The sequence below is a fragment of the Enterococcus sp. RIT-PI-f genome (assembly GCF_001297065.1).
Taxonomy (GTDB): domain Bacteria; phylum Bacillota; class Bacilli; order Lactobacillales; family Enterococcaceae; genus Enterococcus_D.
On record NZ_LHOX01000017.1, the window covers coordinates 239612 to 256678 of the forward strand.

A 17067-nucleotide genomic window follows, 5' to 3' on the forward strand; every position below is an offset into this window, starting at 1 on the left:
CACCTACTTCACTGCCGTTGGCTTAATAAACATCGCTTCAAACAGCTCTGGCGGGATCGTGTGAATATTGGCATTGCCAGACCCTACCACCTGTTGCATTTCATTTTGCGTGAGAGGAACGATTGTCACTGATTTTTTCTTTTTTGAATTCATCACTTTCCAACCCCTCCTTTAAGCATCCGTGCTTGGACATATTCATCAGGAATGTAACGGGCTTGACCATTGCCACTACCATGGGTTTGCTTCAATGCTTGTTCTTCCAGAAGCTGATTTCTATTTACTTTCACGCCAGGCGATTTTTTTCTTTTTTTTGAAAACATGCTCCCTCACCCTTTCACTAACACTTATAATTTCCTTTGGATAAAATCATATCCATCACAGCACCAAGATTCCTTCCTTCTGTATCACTGCCTTGACCCTGTAACTTAGCCATCTCATCTTCGGATAAATCCTCGAAATGTTCCCCTACATAGTTCTCTACAGATTGTTTTTCTTTTTTAGCTACTTCTTTCTTCACATTTTCTTTTGTCATTGGTTTTACCTCCTGTCCATTGATCTGTGTATGATAAATTCCACAAACACATATTTATTAAAACGTCAAAAATCTGTTTGTAGAATCTGCAACACAACAATTTGTTACATGAAGCGTCCTATTTCTTGAATAGATTAATGATTGATGTACTAAGCTTAATAGGCAATGTATTCACACTTATTAGCTCTCCGTTTAAATCTCCTGCCCCTTGAACTTGCTCCATTTCGGAAATATCTAGTCTTTCAAAACTCTCTTCATATTCTTCAACTTCTTGCAATTCTTTGTCTGACATCACTCATATCTCCTTTTAATTATGTTGAATTATTGGTCTGAATTAATCAATATTTTAGATACAATAATCTTTAAACTCTTACTAATCAGAACAGCCAGGTAAAGATTTTCCAGACACCCGAAATTAAAGCCAAGGCAAGAATTCCCCAATACCAAATCCGAATTCCAAAACTTTTCGTTGCTAAATTATCAGAAAAGTCCGTATTATACAAAAAATATAATACACCTATTCCATTAATAGACGTGCTAATAGCCTCAACAGTTCCATTAAACAAAAATAACCTATTTAAAATTTCTACTATCAAACTTATTGAGATAATAGCTAAAAAGACGGTTCCTAAAATACTACTCCCATGACTTTTCTTTCTAACAATCACTTCTTGCTCCATAAATATAACTCCTCCTTTTACATAATCTTTCCTGTAGATGTTAAATATTCTTGAAATGTATCATAATAAAACATGCCACTGTCTTCCCAATATTCAACTTCACCCAGAGTTATTTCAGAATCTTCAATTGCGTTTCTCTGAGATTCCATACTTCTCTTGGTATTTTGGAAAACTTCTTCCAGAAAACGGTTTGATTGTGGATCATTTTGACATGCTTCTTCTATCCGATCTGCAATGACTTTACCTACCGATTGAAGCCATTGCTCATTACCTAATTGATCCGGAAGTTTTGAAGCATTTGCAGTAGCAATCACATTTGCACCCATCCAGGTCATTATTTCACTTAACGGTTTTGTAACACTCGTTTGTCCGTTAGATGAGCATGTACTCAAAACAACTGTAGGTTTACCTTGTAATCTCAATGTATGTGACCACCAAGCACTTCTGTCCAGAATTAGTTTCAAATCTGCCGTCATATAATGCAAATATACTGGAGATGCAATAATCAGAACATCGGAGTCTAAAATTTTTTTTTGTAAAGAAAGCAGATCATCTTTTTGGACACAGCGAGTTAAAAGAAAACAACGGGCACAACCTAAACAAGGTTTAATTGTAAAATCTTGAGGGAAAAGATATTCTGTTTCATATCGTTCTATGGCTAAAGAATCTACTAGTTTTCTCGAAAAGGCATATGTAGCTCCTCTTTTGTTTCTACTCCCAATTAAGACAACCACTTTCGGCATTATCTACTCCTTTTTATCCCATACTACGTACATCACCCTGCACTTATATAATAAAAAATCAAAATTTATAGTAAATGCTAAAATGATTTGATGAAAAACTTATTTCTATAATATGCCAGTTCTCCATCAAATCATATTCGCTTCTACCACAAGATTATTTCTTGAAAATTGATACTACTGCAGAAACTGCCGTACCCGCTAATGTTGCACAAGCCCCACCTGAAAGAAGAGCTGTTGCAATAAATCCTTCGCCTTCTATATCTCCTGCACCTTGAAGAACGGCCATCTCTTCAATCGATAAATTCTCAAATGCTTCTGAGCTTTCAGAAATATCAATATTTAGAGCAGCTAAAACAGCGTTAACAAGTGACTCTTCTCTTAGAATCCCCTCTAGTTGCTGTTGATTGACCTCGGGTGTACTCTCAATAATATTCTTCTTCAAGACATCCTCAAGATTGATTCTCCGAACCATTTCTTTTACATCTTCTTTAGTAATTGTGTCCTTATCAGTTAATTTTTCTTTCATTACACTTTTCAAATTCAAATCATTAATTAATTTATGGATTCTTTCTTCATTCATAATTTTTTCGCTCCCTATAATTTTATTTTTTAAACAGATTATTTACTAAGTTGTATCCTGCATTCATAGAATTTACGACACCAACTATGCTTAAAGCTATTCCTGTAATAGACTCTCCTTCAACATCTCCCTGCCCCTGAACCGCAGTCATCTCTGCAACGCTTAAATCCTCAAAATTCTTCTCCAAATCAACAACTGATTCCAAACTTTCTGTTTTCTTGTTTTCTTCCATGATGTTTCCTCCTATTTTTTATTTAAAACTGAATTCTCATATTGACGATTCAGATTTTAACAACATAATATTACTTATTGAATTCTGGCAATATAGATAGACCCAACCAGTCCCACTTATCCCATCAAAAATCCCTTTGGAAGTTAAATCCATTATTATAGGTAGTCTTGGTTTATCAGCTGATTCTTCCATATACAAATTACTCAACCGAAGTTGCAGCAAATCAGCCCAATAGGGATCCTTCGTAAGTTTTGCAATCATGTTTATTGTAACGATCGAACCGCTATTTCCATGACATAAGCAATCTTTATTAACTATTTTCTTTTCTGTATGTTTGAACTGTTGAATAAGAGATATCAACTGCTCTTGAATTCTTGCATTAGAATACTTCGCCAAAATCTCAATTCTCGCTTGAATCATTCCACTAATCCCGCGGCACCATTTCTTTCTATCCTTCATAACTTTTAGAGCCGAAAAATCTTTTTCCAACGCTTCAACAATTTCAGCTTCATGCACAGTTTTAAGCGAGCTAAATGCTAATGCAATGCCACTCAAGCCATGGGCAATACCCATAGTCGCAGATATAGACTTACTATTTATGTGATATTTACCTAAAAAAGATGAAATGACTTTATCCTTAACCTCTTCAAAAAATGGTACATATGGATATCCATCTTCCATCAGACAGAATAATCTGACTATTCCGGCTAAACCTGTTAAATAATCTAAATCGCTAATTTTATTAAGTGTATTTTCTATATCTGCTGCGAGCATTTTAAACAGTTCATCTACGTATGCATTTGTTTCTCCCAAATACCTATACCCTAAAATGATCGGATATAAGGGTGAGAGCCTTCCGTTAAAAGCACTTGATATTGGGGTAAACTTGCTTTGACAAATTGCGGTATGAAGTATTTTCCTATAGGCATCTAAATAATATTTGTTCTTTGTTGATTGGTAGAGCTCCAAGAAGAACACGGCTATCCCACTAAGACCGCTATATAAGCTTTCATCACATGGTGAAACTTTCCACCGCTTCTGTTCGGTTATGTCTACTGTCAAGAAAGAGAGCTGTTCTCCTTTTATGAAACTCTCTTCTAGCAGGTTATCGCCAATCCTCCTAGCCGCTTTTGCTTTATCAAAATACATTGATGTAAAATGCGGACCTTGCGATTTTAACGGACAGCTATTTTGTTGATCAAACACACCTAAAGAGCTATAGATCAACCTTTTTTGTTGATTAACGGTCTCCAAGGAAAGAGATTTCACTCGATCTTGCATATGGTCATAGCCAGATTTTTTAAAGTAATCAATATATTCATTTCCTTGACTATCAATAATTGACCGACTATCTGTTCTGGAAAAAAATATTGGAATATCATTCACTATCAAGTCAGCTACTTCACTTTTAATAATCCTCTTATCTTTATAAGGATAAGACCAGATGTTCATAAACAAACGCTCTCTATACTTCATTTTTTGATTGTAGGTAGGATGATTGCTATAGCGCAATAGAACTCCATATCTTTCTGTTCCTTTTAACAGCAAGCGAATACGATGGCCTCGGAAGCACTTCAACGTTTCCAAGAAAGCTTCTTTATTTTCAAGTATAAAGACCAAAGTACATTCAAAACCTTCAATAATCTTCAGGCTATATTTTTTATACGAAATGGGTACTCTATCAATTAACATTGGTAAATTGTGGCCATTCTGGAATTTAGCTTTCTTTTTTTCGAAACGAAATGTATCCATATAAAGATTAATAGGATGATCCACTTCTTGAGATATAGCTTTTTGCTTGCCACTCAAACCACTTAAGTCAACACAATCATTCATACCAACAGGTAGATTTTGAGGCAATAATGCACTATTTAAAACTGAATCATTGATCAGTATTTTTTCCAAATGCCGATACAATAGCCTACCACCATATGATTGTTCTTTATTTTGAAATGCAGTCTCAATATCAATAATTATCGGATGCTCGCCACAAGCGGTAATATTCTCCAAATGTACATCATTCACACCTAATAAATAACAAATGGCGACTAACTGACCATATCTTTGATAGTACCCTTCAAGCTCCTGCTTACTCTGACAAGGTTCAGCTTGAATGAATTCATTATAAGTGTGAGTCTCTTTATAAATCCCCTTCGGCAGTTTGATCTTCAAGAGTGCGGAATGACGAACCAGCCAATCAAAAAGAGTTTCAAAAGCTAACGCAATTTCTAAATTCTTTGGTTTATATACCAATTTTCTCCCGGAAATATGAAGGATTGCAACGCTTTTCCCTTTGGCATGGGAATCCCCTGACGATAATTCAATATCGGTTAAATTGATTTCATTAATGGATAAAAATTCTATGATATCAGATGCATCATCTTCTATTCTTTGAAAAAGTTCTGTAATATTCTGATGAAAATATTGTGTTCTAATCGTCATCAATCGTGCTGCTACAGGATATTTTTCAAAGAATCGCAGATACATTTCCTTTGAGGAAAAGTTATTTCTGATATATTCTTTCATTCTTCCTTTTGCAGTTTTACTTTTTAACTCATAGTTATTCTTATACTCTTCCAAATGTTTTGCCAAAAGCTTTCCGTTGATTTGAAACAATTCATTTAACAAGCATTCAGCAATTGAGTGCAAAAGAGTTTGTTCGATTTTCACATTTTTCAATGTTTTCTTCATCATTTCAATGTCGTTAAAGAGATACTTAACAAAAGGAGTACTCAGGATATAAGCACCTTCACTGTAAGTCGATGAGTCATAATCAAAACATGTCATGATTTCCTCAAAAAGATCATACCAAGAATCATTTACATGAGTACTACTCTTATGTTGGGGTTCTAATGCATAAGCAAATGCTTCTCTGGTTGTACCCGTTATATCTAGCATCTCTTCAAAATGTTTGTCCTTTAATAACGAACGAACATTTCGCCACTCTTCCAATGCAGTGAAATCAATTTCTATCCCTTCTTTGTACCCAGTTAGTTTTTCATCTATTGTCAAGGCATTTAATAAAATACTATCCATACCCCACCTCCTATAACTTCACAATAAATTATTAACATGATTTTTTTAACTATAGAATAAAATCATTTAGTGAGTTACACATGTCATTACTTTAATACAGACTTAATAACACCTAAATCTCTCAGAGACATCGTGTTTTTAATTTGGCCAAATATTTCTTGATATCCCTTTCTCATTAATATTGATGTCGTTGGTTCCAGCTAAAGTTAAGTATTTGTATTTTTTTGAATTTTTTTTAAGTGTAATGCTAATTCTATTATTCTTGATAAACTCATTTCTAAATTTCATCCATAATTCTTCATTTTTCATTGAAATCACCTCTTTATTTGATATAATTATTGTAACTTCTACAATTAACCGAGTACATAGGTATATTGTGCAATATTTAATTTAAACTTTCTTACTAGACTTCTTATTAGCAGAGGAGAGATAGAATGACAGATAACATTAATAATCTGGATGAAGACGACGTGCATATTCAACTTATATATAATCTTCTAAATCAAAATGAGATCATACAGCGGTATAATGAGAGTTTCAGAATAAATTTACTGGAAAATCTATCTTTTTGTAACCGATTACGAAGATTCTCCTGGAGCAAACTATTCAAAGTAATTCATCATCTTTCCTCAGATAACGAAGAACCTATTAATGATTCAACTCTTTTAGCCATAGAAATGTTTGGTCTCGCAATCAGAATATTTGATGATGCTATTGATTCCGATGGGCCTCTAAAAGACAGTATAAGCTATGAAACATGCCAAATTTTATCAATGGAACTCTTGATCTATAGTTTCTATTTACTATCAAAAAATGATATTATTCCCTTTGATACATTACAAAGCGCGTTGTCTTCTCAATTTTATGATCATTTTTATCAAGATAGAGAACTTATCACAACAGTCGATGATTACTTTAATAAAGTCATTGGAAAATCTACCTATGTTTTTCTTTTTTATTTTTCTCTATCATTTCCAGACAGTTCTGATTGGAAGTTAATTGCTTCAAACTTGGGCACTATTTCTCAAATTAAAAATGATTTAGTAGATATTTTTTCTGAAAATTCAAATAAATGGAACAATAATTCATTGCCCTATATTCTTTTAAATAGCGTCACAAATAATGACTATCTAAATTCCATAAAAAACAAAAAAAATTCATGGAGCAAATCTGATAGTAAATTTTTACAAAAAATATTTATCGAAATTGGCGGCTTCGATTATTGCATGCACATTATTGATCACGAAACACAAGAATTTGACAAAATTATAGATACCGTATTATCCACTAACCAGAAAATGCTATTCAAGTCATATCTAGAAAGGATTAAATTTTTTGAATTTTAATTACCGCATGCTAGTTGTTATCATGATTTTAAGCACCTTGTTTTACGCTAGAGAATTGAATAATCATACTTTAATGAACAAGGATTTTAATTTATCATTATTACCTTTAATCATTTTTTTGTGTTTGATTGCCATATTCACTCTTAACGAAACAGTTGATAAAAAAACAAGTGTTTACTTTTTTCTGATATTATTTTCAATTTCAACATATTTGCAAATTGAATCTCTTGAATATCTGGAAAAAAATATAGTTTATATGAGATTGATTCAAAGCATTTTATTCTCTATTGGTAACATTTTATTTTTAAGCTTTTATTTCAAATTTTCCCTTTTTAGAAAAACGGAGTTCATCATAAAAATAAAAAGAAACGCAATTACATTGATATTTATATCGTTTATCCTATCACTTATAGCAGTTGGATTTGCAGCTAGTTTTGTCTACCTTTTTGCCTTATGTAATTTACTCATTACTTTAATTACTTGCATTTATGCTTTTTGGAAAGAAAGATATTTCTTTAACATTCGAATGCTACGTGAACAAAAAATCATTTTATCTGGATTTTGCTTATCTTTTTTTCCTTTTATTTTGTTCTACGGATTATTCGCACACATCTTGCCAAATTATATCTTAAATACATCACTATATTTGATAGTATTTTTCCCCATTTCTATTATGTATACCCTTATAAAAAGAAACCAAATATCATTCAACTTTCGTGAAATCATTCTTCATTCTTCTTTAGCGATTCTAGCTGCAAGTATCTCTTTATTTTTGATCAACAAAGTATTACAAGGAAACGTCCAGACGATCATTGATCTTTGTATCATCCTTCTGGTCACCAGCTATAGTTATTATGAGATTGGCGCTTATATCAGACAATGCGCGCAACAAAAGATTAAATCACTACACGATGAATTCCAGATAGAAAGAGATAAACTATACAGGGAGCTTAGTTATACTGAATTTAATGAAATTGCCAAAAATATGCTCACGGAAGTTATATTGAATAGATTTTATTGTAATGATTTTTTGCTTTTTAGATATAAAAAAAATCAATATTCTATTTTAGGAAATGCTGGGATATTAAAAAATATCTCCATGAATGCGAAAATGTTTGTTGACATGACTTCAGAAATGCCCACTTACTTTTTTAAACAAAAAGAATTCTTTAAATTGTATTTAAACAATGACACTGATTATTCGGTTGCCTTCATCTACTATAGAGAGACTGGCAAACTATCTGATAATGAAGTACAATCCTTGTTGTCTATTATTAAGCTAAATTTGACTGTAAGCGACTTGGGTTTAACTATGTATGATCTTTCAACATCGAATGATTTGCATAAAATGAACAACCAAAACAGGCACTACATTAAGACTACTACGGAGATCTTATACTCTGATATGACAAATTATATACACGATGACATACTACAAAATATTTTTGCTTTAAAAAAAATTGCCGAAGTTATTCAAACGGAAGACAAAGAATACAAAAAACTTTTGCTCAAAGGTTTTTCTGACCTTGCATCCTTGTTAAGAGAAAAAATTTTCTTCCTTTATCCTAACACTTTATTAGATATTCCGATTGAAGATAATTTATCCCAGTTATGTGGAAAACTATCGAAAACTCACTTAAATTATCCAATTGAATTTAACTGTCCTCAGAATATTTACATTGAAAATCAGCTGAAATTTATTCTTTTCCGCAGTATCCAAGAAGTATTAACAAATGCTTGTCGACACGCAAATGCTTCTCGAATTCAACTCACCATCAAGCAAACTTATTTTCATACCATTGCAACTATTCATGATAATGGTATAGGATTCAATAAAAATCATCTTAAAGAAAAAGAGTTCTCCGAAAATCATCATGGACTACTTTCAGTTGTTCGTGATATAGAGACTGCCAAAGGTAATGTAACAATTTCATCGCAAGAAGAATTAGGAACAACGATTAAAATTCAAATCCCTAACTCTTTAAGTTAGGTCAGGAGTTGATTGAAATGAAAGTATTTCTATTAGATGATCATGAATTATTTGCTAAAAGTTTAACGATTGCACTCTCAAGTTTTGAGATTGAATTAGATACTTATAGTAACTATTCTTCCTTGCTGGAAACACTTCATCATAATGAACCAGATATTTTTTTATTAGATGTTCATTTGAAAGAAACAAATGGATTTGAAGTTGCCACATCATTATTAGCATGTGATTCAAATAGAAGAATTATTTTTCTTTCTGGATTTGAAGGTTCGTATCATTTGAATAAAGCTTTCGAGATAGGTGCAAAAGCCTATTTGAACAAAGATATTTCTGTTGAAGTTTTAATAGAAACAATTGAATCCGTTTACTTAGGAGAAGTATTTTGTTTTGAATCAGGAACTGTTCTTTCTAAAAGAGAGATTGCCGTATTGGAGTTAGTTGCAGAGGGTTTAATTCAAGAGGAAATTGCTGAAAGGTTATTCATCAGTCGAAGAACTGTTAATAATCATATTCACACTATTAACAATAAGTTAGGTGTAGCCTCATCTCTATCTTCTGTAATTAAAGCAATCAAAGACGGAATTATTGTATTGAAATAGTTCCTTTCAATCTACATTTATCAAATCATAGCATCTCGCAAGTTCATTATAGCTTAGAATCATTCAAACAATACTTACTTAGTCTTCACCTGTTCGAAAACCGTAGTCAAAACAAAACAACGGCAGTTCCTAATCCATCAAGGACCACAGGAACTGCCGTTATTTGTTTAGTTATTCGATAAGTCTTCACCATTCGATGCAATTACTTGTTTGTACCAATCAAATGATTTTTTCTTCGTCCGTTTCAAGGTGCCGTTGCCTTCATTGTCACGATCGACATAGATGAAGCCATAACGTTTTTTCATTTCACCTGTTCCAGCAGAAACCAAATCAATACAGCCCCATGTGGTATATCCCAGCAAATCAACACCATCTTCTTCGACAGCTGCTTTCATGGCATCGATATGTTCAGCTAAATATTGGATCCGATAATCGTCTTCTACATAGCCATCTGCATCTGGTGTATCCACTGCACCTAAGCCATTTTCAACGATGAATAATGGTTTTTGGTAGCGGTCATAGATGTCATTCATCGTGATCCGCAATCCTAGTGGATCGATTTGCCAGCCCCATTCGCTTGCATCCAAATAAGGGTTCTTCACAGATGCGAAGATGTTGCCTGCAGTTTGTTCCAATAATTCAGCATCAGTTGTTGAAACCCGTGATGAATAGTAAGAGAAGGAAATAAAATCAACTGTGTGGGCTTTCAGTAATTCTAAGTCGCCTTCTTCCATTTGGATCTCAATTCCGTTGCGGGCCATTTCTTTCAATGCATATTGTGGGTATTCACCACGAGATTGTACATCAATAAAGAAATAGTTTTCGCGGTCTGCTTGACGAGATGCCCAAACATCTTCTGGTTTGCTTGTATATGGATAGTACGCACCCGCTGCTAACATACAGCCGACTTGGTTTTCAGGATCCACTTCATGGGCAATCTTTGTTGCAATCGCAGAAGCCAACAATTCATGGTGGGCTGCTTGATATTTGACTTGTTCCACATTGTCGCCTTCTTCGAAGTACAGACCTGCACCCATGAATGGTGCGTGCAAGATCATGTTGATTTCGTTGAATGTCAACCAGTATTTAACAAGGCCTTTATAGCGGTTGAAGATAACGTTACATAGATTTTCATAGAAGCCAACAAGTTCACGAGAGCGCCATGCACCGTATTTCTCAACTAAATGCATTGGGCAATCGAAGTGCGTGATCGTTACCAAAGGTTCGATCCCATATTTATGACATTCTTTAAATAGATCTTCATAGAATTTCAAGCCATCTTCATTTGGTTCTGTTTCATCGCCTAATGGGAAAATTCTGCTCCATGCAATCGATAAACGGTATGTCTTGAAGCCCATTTCACCAAAGAGTGCGATGTCTTCTTTGTAGCGATTGTACATATCGATTGCTTCTTTGGCTGGATAGAAGTGTTCATCATCAAAATCGAACATTTTCATCTGTCCAGTGATCACTGGAAAACGATCTTCGCCAATCGGCACGACATCCACGTTTGCTAAACCGCGGCCGCCTTCTTGATATCCGCCTTCACATTGATTGGCAGCTGTTGCGCCGCCCCATAAAAAGTCTTTTCTAAATCCCATTTGTTCATTCCTGCTTTCTGTCTATTTTACGAGCGCACGGTCTAGATCCCGTGCTACTTCATCTTGTACTTCAATGCCTTCTTTTTCTAAACGATCAATCGTTGCTTTGAAATTCGGCAAATGTGCTTTATGGGCAATGAATAATTCATCCATGACCCGTTTCGCTGTTTCGCCAGAAGGTACTAAAGGATTGATTGTGAATGCTTGCAGCGCCGTATTGTAATCACCGGTCACGGCTGCTTCGATCGTTAATAATTCCATCGCTTTCATCACTTGCAGCCAGCCTTTTTCTGCAGTTGGCAATTCGCCAAAGGCAACATTACGGGCACCTTGACCACCGACATACGCAGTGACTTCCACTACACAATCTGCTGGTAGATCTGGTACTGCTCCTTCATTTTTGGTCGAAACCACGATTTGTGTATTTTTATTGGCATAAATAGATGCAATCGTTTCACAGGCAGCATCTGAGTAATAGGCCCCACCACGTTTTTGTAATTGTTCTGGTTTGTGATCCAACTCAGGATCTTTATACAATTCAAACAATTCAGCTTCAGTTTGTTTGACCTGTTGTGCTCGGGTACCGATAGTCTTGTATTCTTCCAAAGCGTGATTCAGCATTTCTTCTTGACGGTAGTAATAACGGTGATAGCCGCAAGGAATCATCTTCATTTGTTCCAATTGCTCACGATAGAACGGTACATCGAAAATATTTTTTGGCAAACCATTATCTTCTTCATACATTTTGTCAATGATGTCCATCGTTACGTCATTGCCGTGATTATCCGCAACTTTATGCCAGTGGAAGTGATTCAAGCCGGCAAATTTGTAAATCAATTCATCTGGTTCTTTGCCGATCAATGCTGGTTCGATCATCGTGGCCATAACAGGCACATTACAAAGACCAATGACTTTGTCCCATTTGCCATAACGGACGATGGCTTCTGTTACCATACCACTTGGGTTGGCAAAGTTGATCAACCATGCATTTGGACATAAGCGTTTCATATCTTCGACGATGTCCAAAATGATTGGAATCGTACGGAAGGCTTTGAACATGCCGCCAGGTCCGTTGGTTTCTTGTCCGATCATGCCATAATATGCTGGGATCCGCTCATCTTTGACACGTGCATTCAGCAAACCGACACGAAATTGTGTTGTGACGAAGTCTGCATCTTTCAATGCTTCTTCCCGATCTAATGTCATATGGATTGTGACATCATAAGGTGAAGCATCCCACATCCGTTGCGCCATCTTGCCAACGATCTCTAATTTTTCTTTTCCTGCTTCGATATCCACCAGCCAAATTTCACGTACTGGCAACTCATCATAGCGTTTGATAAAACCTTCCATTAACTCCGGAGTATAACTGCTGCCGCCGCCGATTGTTGCGATCTTGATTCCTTTAGTCATTCTATTGCTCCTTTGCTGTTTTATTTACATTCTTATTATCATTTATAAAAAGCATGATTTCAATGTAAATAGCCTTCTTTGAAAAAGCGTTTGCAAAAACTTGCTATTCTAGCCGATATTTTGTAAAATTTGTTTACAAGTCAATCTATGTCAAGTGTTTAAAGGTTTGACACCACGGAACACTTTATATTTACCACTATATAAAACAGAAGAATTATTTACATAAAAAAATATTATTTGTAAAAAAAGGAGAAACAATGTTATTACGAGAAAAAATGCGCCAAATCAAACTAGCACCTGCCGAACGTTCCTTGATTGATTATTTGCTTGATCATCCGTCAGCCATGTTTGACCAAACCATCAAAGAATTATCTGAAAAAACCTATGTCCATCCTTCCACATTTATTCGGATCGCCAAAAAACTAGGTTTTGATGGCTGGGTCGACTTAAAGAAAGCCTTTAACGAAGAGCAAACATATATGAATAGTCACTTTACCGATGTGGATGCGAATTTTCCTTTCAGCTCACATGATGGTATCATGACGATTGCCAAGAAAATCGCTAAATTAGAACAAACAACCATTGAAGATACCCTCTCGCTGATTCATCACGATGATCTCCAAAAAGCCAAACAAATCCTGCTGAATGCTTCTGTCATCAAAATTTTTGGCAGCAATGCCAATACGTTGATCTCACAAGATTTCGTGTTGAAAATGCGCCGTCTAGGCAAAGCAGCGATCGTTTGCGATACCTTTGGTGAAAGTGCCTATGAAGCATCCAACTGTTCGAAGGACACAGCTGTGATCTTGATTTCCTACACCGGCGAGAACAAAATGACCAAAGTCGTTGCCGATATCCTAGCGAAAAAACAAATACCTATGATCGGCATGACTAGTATCGGGGAAAATACGCTGGCCAAAACCAGTGATTGTGTCTTGAACATTACCACCCGAGAAAGACTGTATTCCAAAATCGCCAATTTCACCATCAATACGTCGATCTGCTACTTATTGGATTTATTATATGGGGTCGTTTTTTCTGAGCATTATGAAAAAAATCTGCAGCACTTGATCGATATCGGTATGGCTTACGACAAGCGACCAACATCTTCAACAATTATCGCCGAGCCAGATTATGATGAAAATCTCTTCTATAAAGACTCTTTATTTCCTAATTAAACAAACCGCTTGGTCAACAAGACCAAGCGGTTTAGATTTGTGGGAGGACACTTGTCAGAATACCTCCAACAACATTCAATCGATCAAGGATGCGTCAAAAAAAGCATCAAGTGAAAGATTTTTCACATCAGAATTCTCCTCTACATTCACTGGAGTTTTCGTAAAAAGATATTTTAGCGTTTTGTATTGATTAAAATAATCTGCTCGATCTTTCAAAACGTCTATCGTTTTAGTGACTTTGAATGAATTTCTCCATTTGCATTCGCCAACTAGCAACGCATTGCCAGTCACAGATGCAACAACGATGTCAAGTTCCTGGACATTCCCTTTCTTATCTCTTCCCCACCACTTACCAAATGACTTAGCAATAAACGGCAATTTCCCATGACCATTCAATCTACGAAGAAACTGAAGTGTCACTTCCTCAAAAATAGGTCCGATAAAGTCCGGTAAAGCGTCTAATGCTAAAGAGAAGTATATGTCCCCATTTCCACGTTCTATTTCAGACCTGACAGAAAAGATATAACGATACCAAAATGCGATGAAGTTTTCAGTGATTTGATAATGGCTTGTCTTACCCTTCAAGGGATTTGAACCAAACGGAATCACGCGTTCAATATAATTGAGATCTTGTAAAGTGATCAGATACTTTGAAATCAAACTACTTTCTAATTTCGTAAATCCTGCAATTTCGCCTAAAGTATTTGAACCACTTGCAATAGCTTGGAGCACAGCATTGTAGTTGGCGGGCTCTCTAAATTCTTGTTTCATTAACAAGACACCTTCATTATTCAAGTAGCCGCTAATCTCAAAATAAAGTTCGCGAAGATTCTCCTCAAAACTCAATTCCGTGTCTATCAACGAAAGATAGTACGGGGTTCCTCCGATACAAGCATAGTACTTTATTTTTTCTTCATTGCTTACATTGGGATAAAATCGCGCCGCATCATAATAGTCTAGTGGGTTGATTTTCAATTGTCCTGTTCTTCTTCCAAATAACGGACTCTTTTCCCCCAGCACTTGGTTTTCCATGAAACTCATTGATGAACCGCATAATATCAAGAAAATATTCGTATCCTTAAATGAATAATCAATGACATGCTGCAAAATCGAGTTAAGTGATTTATTGGCTGATGCCGCGTAAGGATATTCGTCAATAACTATGACCAAATGCTTATCACCTAACTGCTCTTTGATAATACTGAAAAAACTATGCCAATCATCAACCGAAGGAAAATGATCAATGCCAAGTTTTTCACCTAACAATCGAGAAAATTTCTGCAGATTAAGAGAATCATTCACCTCTTCTGCTGGAAGATACAAGGCATTCTTGTCTTTAATAAACTCATTCAATAAAAACGTCTTTCCAATGCGACGACGACCATAAACTACAGCCATTTGAAAACTTTTTTTCTTATACATTCTCTCAAGCGATTCGAGTTCTTTTTCTCTTCCTAGAAACATATCAACCCTCCATTCATTTTACTACTTATGATTATTATAATCTAAAGTAGTAAAATTTCAAAGGACGCCTCTCCAATTCACCACAAGTATTTTTCAATCATTTTTTTAAAGATTCTTTATTTCCTAATTAAACAAACGGGGCGTGATACATGTATCCACATCGAGTGACTTCAACCAAACCAAATACTTCTTTTCTTTATAAGTCCAATCAATAACGATACACCCTTCTATTGTAGAATATCCTCTAACATTTAATGAAATTTTTGCTTATCTAGTTTACTCTTTTTGATATAGTCATAGATACTTTTTACAATTAGTGACATAATCAAGATTATATAAAAAATATTGCGGTACAAATTTTGATCATATTTTAGAAATATTAAAGCTAATATAAAAACAATGACTAAAATTATATGATAAATTTTAAATTTAGAAATTTTCACGATAGCTCACCCTCTTTTTTTGTTGCCATTCAAATCTCCATGGCATTGAAGTCCCACTATATGTCATGTCAGGTACGAATATGGTAGTAAGAATCAGCATACTGCAGAATTATGTAACTAGCTATTGCTGTTCTTTTCACCTATAGCTTTCAAAAAATTGTTCATCTTTTACTCTCATTTGAAATTAAGACCAATGAAGTTCAAACATAAAATCTGGGACATCAATCAACGAAATTATCATATCATTAATTCTACAACCTATAAGCATTTAATTGCAATGATTTTCCAATATGTGATTAGGGATTTTTTTATATAGTACGAGAAAGCATATAAAAATATTGAAAATTGCATATATCCGAGTTTCATCAATCGATCAAAATGAACAACTTCAGATCGAGGAAATGAAAAAATTTGGTGCATAAAAAATTTCATCGAAAAACAATCTGGAGCTACCATTACTCACCGACCGATTTTTCAAGAAGCTCTAGATTTTGTCAGAGATCAAGATATATTTATTGTAGAAGCCATTGATCGACTAGGACGTAATTATGACGAGATTATTGATTCCGTCAATTACCTAAAGAAGAAAAATGTGCAGCTGATTATCACTAGCTTGCCAATTATGGCGGAGGCAATTGGCAATCCTCTTCTTGATAAATTTATCAAAGACCTAATCATTCAGATCTTGGCCATAATAACAGAACAAGAGCGCACTGAATCTAAACGACGTCAAGCACAAGAAATTAAGATTGCTAAAGCAAACGGTGTCTACAAGGGAAGCCCTAAGTTATATAGCGCAGACGCAAAAGATCACCAACGTCGCCTTGTTTATAAAAGTATCGTTCAGGATATTAGGAGTTGTGTAGCGATTTCAAAGATTGTAACAGAATTAAATATATCTAGACAAACAGTTTATAGAATAAAAGAAGAAATAGAGATTTAACAAAGTTGACAGATACTGTCCTAAATAATATTCCTCCAAATACCATTACGTTTTTATAAACGACGTCATTCGAAATGAAAAAGACGACATCAAATTCCAAATATTAGGAAATTGATGTCGTCTTTTTACTTATGTCACAGCCTCGATAATATTCTAAAGAGATTACTCTATTTAGTTTCCCCAGTGTGGATTATGAAAACCTATCAAAAAATATGAGCATACGAATAGAAAGTATGCTGCTCCTAATATAAATAATAAATATCTTAATACCTTATTTGGCTTTTCAAAAT

17 protein-coding genes and 1 pseudogene are annotated in these 17067 nt (G+C 34.8%); 5 read left to right on the forward strand and 13 right to left on the reverse strand.

Annotated elements, in window-relative coordinates; all coding sequences use genetic code 11:
* Positions 1 to 3 precede the first annotated feature (3 nt).
* The 10 genes from AEQ18_RS15690 to AEQ18_RS15695 form a co-directional block, all read right to left on the reverse strand.
* Entirely contained in the window at positions 4 to 156 is a 153-nt protein-coding gene (locus AEQ18_RS15690) for a hypothetical protein (RefSeq protein WP_160316060.1), read from the reverse strand.
* On the reverse strand, positions 153 to 287 hold the full coding sequence (locus AEQ18_RS16010; RefSeq protein ID WP_268760939.1) for a hypothetical protein: 135 nt from the start codon (positions 285 to 287) through the stop codon (positions 153 to 155). The genes AEQ18_RS15690 and AEQ18_RS16010 overlap by 4 nt, the downstream gene beginning before the upstream one ends.
* A gap of 50 nt (positions 288 to 337) precedes the next feature.
* Positions 338 to 532, reverse strand: coding sequence for a lichenicidin A2 family type 2 lantibiotic (locus AEQ18_RS11055; RefSeq protein ID WP_054116398.1), 195 nt, complete (start codon positions 530 to 532; stop codon positions 338 to 340).
* A 118-nt stretch (positions 533 to 650) separates the two neighbouring features.
* Complete coding sequence (locus tag AEQ18_RS15610) at positions 651 to 824, reverse strand: mersacidin family lantibiotic (RefSeq protein WP_152911913.1); 174 nt, start codon at positions 822 to 824, stop codon at positions 651 to 653.
* 85 nt (positions 825 to 909) lie between these two features.
* Positions 910 to 1212 (reverse strand): hypothetical protein, encoded by a 303-nt coding sequence (locus tag AEQ18_RS11060; RefSeq protein ID WP_054116399.1) that lies wholly within the window; start codon positions 1210 to 1212, stop codon positions 910 to 912.
* Positions 1213 to 1229: 17 nt separating this feature from the next.
* Positions 1230 to 1955: a flavodoxin family protein gene (locus AEQ18_RS11065; RefSeq protein ID WP_054116400.1), complete on the reverse strand. Its 726-nt coding sequence runs from the start codon at positions 1953 to 1955 to the stop codon at positions 1230 to 1232.
* Positions 1956 to 2109: 154 nt separating this feature from the next.
* Positions 2110 to 2535 carry a lichenicidin A2 family type 2 lantibiotic gene (locus AEQ18_RS11070; protein WP_054116401.1) on the reverse strand — a complete coding sequence of 142 codons (426 nt, stop codon included), beginning with the start codon at positions 2533 to 2535 and terminating at the stop codon, positions 2110 to 2112.
* A 22-nt stretch (positions 2536 to 2557) separates the two neighbouring features.
* Complete coding sequence (locus AEQ18_RS11075) at positions 2558 to 2767, reverse strand: lichenicidin A2 family type 2 lantibiotic (protein ID WP_054116402.1); 210 nt, start codon at positions 2765 to 2767, stop codon at positions 2558 to 2560.
* Positions 2768 to 2803: 36 nt separating this feature from the next.
* Positions 2804 to 5803: a type 2 lanthipeptide synthetase LanM gene (gene lanM, locus AEQ18_RS11080; protein ID WP_054116403.1), complete on the reverse strand. Its 3000-nt coding sequence runs from the start codon at positions 5801 to 5803 to the stop codon at positions 2804 to 2806.
* Between the two features lie 138 nt (positions 5804 to 5941).
* Positions 5942 to 6112, reverse strand: a complete 171-nt coding sequence (locus AEQ18_RS15695; RefSeq protein WP_160316061.1) for a hypothetical protein — start codon at positions 6110 to 6112, stop codon at positions 5942 to 5944.
* A gap of 125 nt (positions 6113 to 6237) precedes the next feature.
* Here AEQ18_RS15695 and AEQ18_RS11085 point away from each other — a divergent pair, with 125 nt between their 5' ends.
* Genes AEQ18_RS11085 through AEQ18_RS11095 form a run of 3 tightly spaced genes read left to right on the forward strand, consistent with a single transcriptional unit; the run spans position 6238 to position 9735 of the window.
* Positions 6238 to 7149 carry a class 1 isoprenoid biosynthesis enzyme gene (locus AEQ18_RS11085; protein WP_054116404.1) on the forward strand — a complete coding sequence of 304 codons (912 nt, stop codon included), beginning with the start codon at positions 6238 to 6240 and terminating at the stop codon, positions 7147 to 7149.
* 7 nt (positions 7150 to 7156) lie between these two features.
* Entirely contained in the window at positions 7157 to 9139 is a 1983-nt protein-coding gene (locus tag AEQ18_RS11090; RefSeq protein WP_235505533.1) for a sensor histidine kinase, read from the forward strand.
* A gap of 17 nt (positions 9140 to 9156) precedes the next feature.
* Positions 9157 to 9735 carry a response regulator transcription factor gene (locus tag AEQ18_RS11095; RefSeq protein ID WP_054116406.1) on the forward strand — a complete coding sequence of 193 codons (579 nt, stop codon included), beginning with the start codon at positions 9157 to 9159 and terminating at the stop codon, positions 9733 to 9735.
* A gap of 167 nt (positions 9736 to 9902) precedes the next feature.
* On the opposite strand, the gene AEQ18_RS11100 is transcribed toward AEQ18_RS11095, so the two are convergent.
* The gene (locus AEQ18_RS11100) at positions 9903 to 11336 is read right to left on the reverse strand and encodes a 6-phospho-beta-glucosidase (protein ID WP_054116407.1); all 1434 of its coding nucleotides are present in this window, start codon (positions 11334 to 11336) and stop codon (positions 9903 to 9905) included.
* 21 nt (positions 11337 to 11357) lie between these two features.
* On the reverse strand, positions 11358 to 12749 hold the full coding sequence (locus AEQ18_RS11105; RefSeq protein WP_054116408.1) for a 6-phospho-beta-glucosidase: 1392 nt from the start codon (positions 12747 to 12749) through the stop codon (positions 11358 to 11360).
* Positions 12750 to 13006: 257 nt separating this feature from the next.
* Here AEQ18_RS11105 and AEQ18_RS11110 point away from each other — a divergent pair, with 257 nt between their 5' ends.
* Positions 13007 to 13927, forward strand: coding sequence for a MurR/RpiR family transcriptional regulator (locus AEQ18_RS11110; RefSeq protein WP_054116409.1), 921 nt, complete (start codon positions 13007 to 13009; stop codon positions 13925 to 13927).
* 75 nt (positions 13928 to 14002) lie between these two features.
* Here AEQ18_RS11110 and AEQ18_RS11115 read toward each other — a convergent pair whose 3' ends face one another.
* Positions 14003 to 15391, reverse strand: a complete 1389-nt coding sequence (locus tag AEQ18_RS11115; protein ID WP_054116410.1) for an ATP-binding protein — start codon at positions 15389 to 15391, stop codon at positions 14003 to 14005.
* Positions 15392 to 16172: 781 nt separating this feature from the next.
* On the opposite strand from AEQ18_RS11115, the pseudogene AEQ18_RS11125 reads away from it, so the two are divergent.
* A pseudogene (locus AEQ18_RS11125) lies at positions 16173 to 16777 on the forward strand (recombinase family protein).
* Positions 16778 to 17067: the final 290 nt, after the last annotated feature.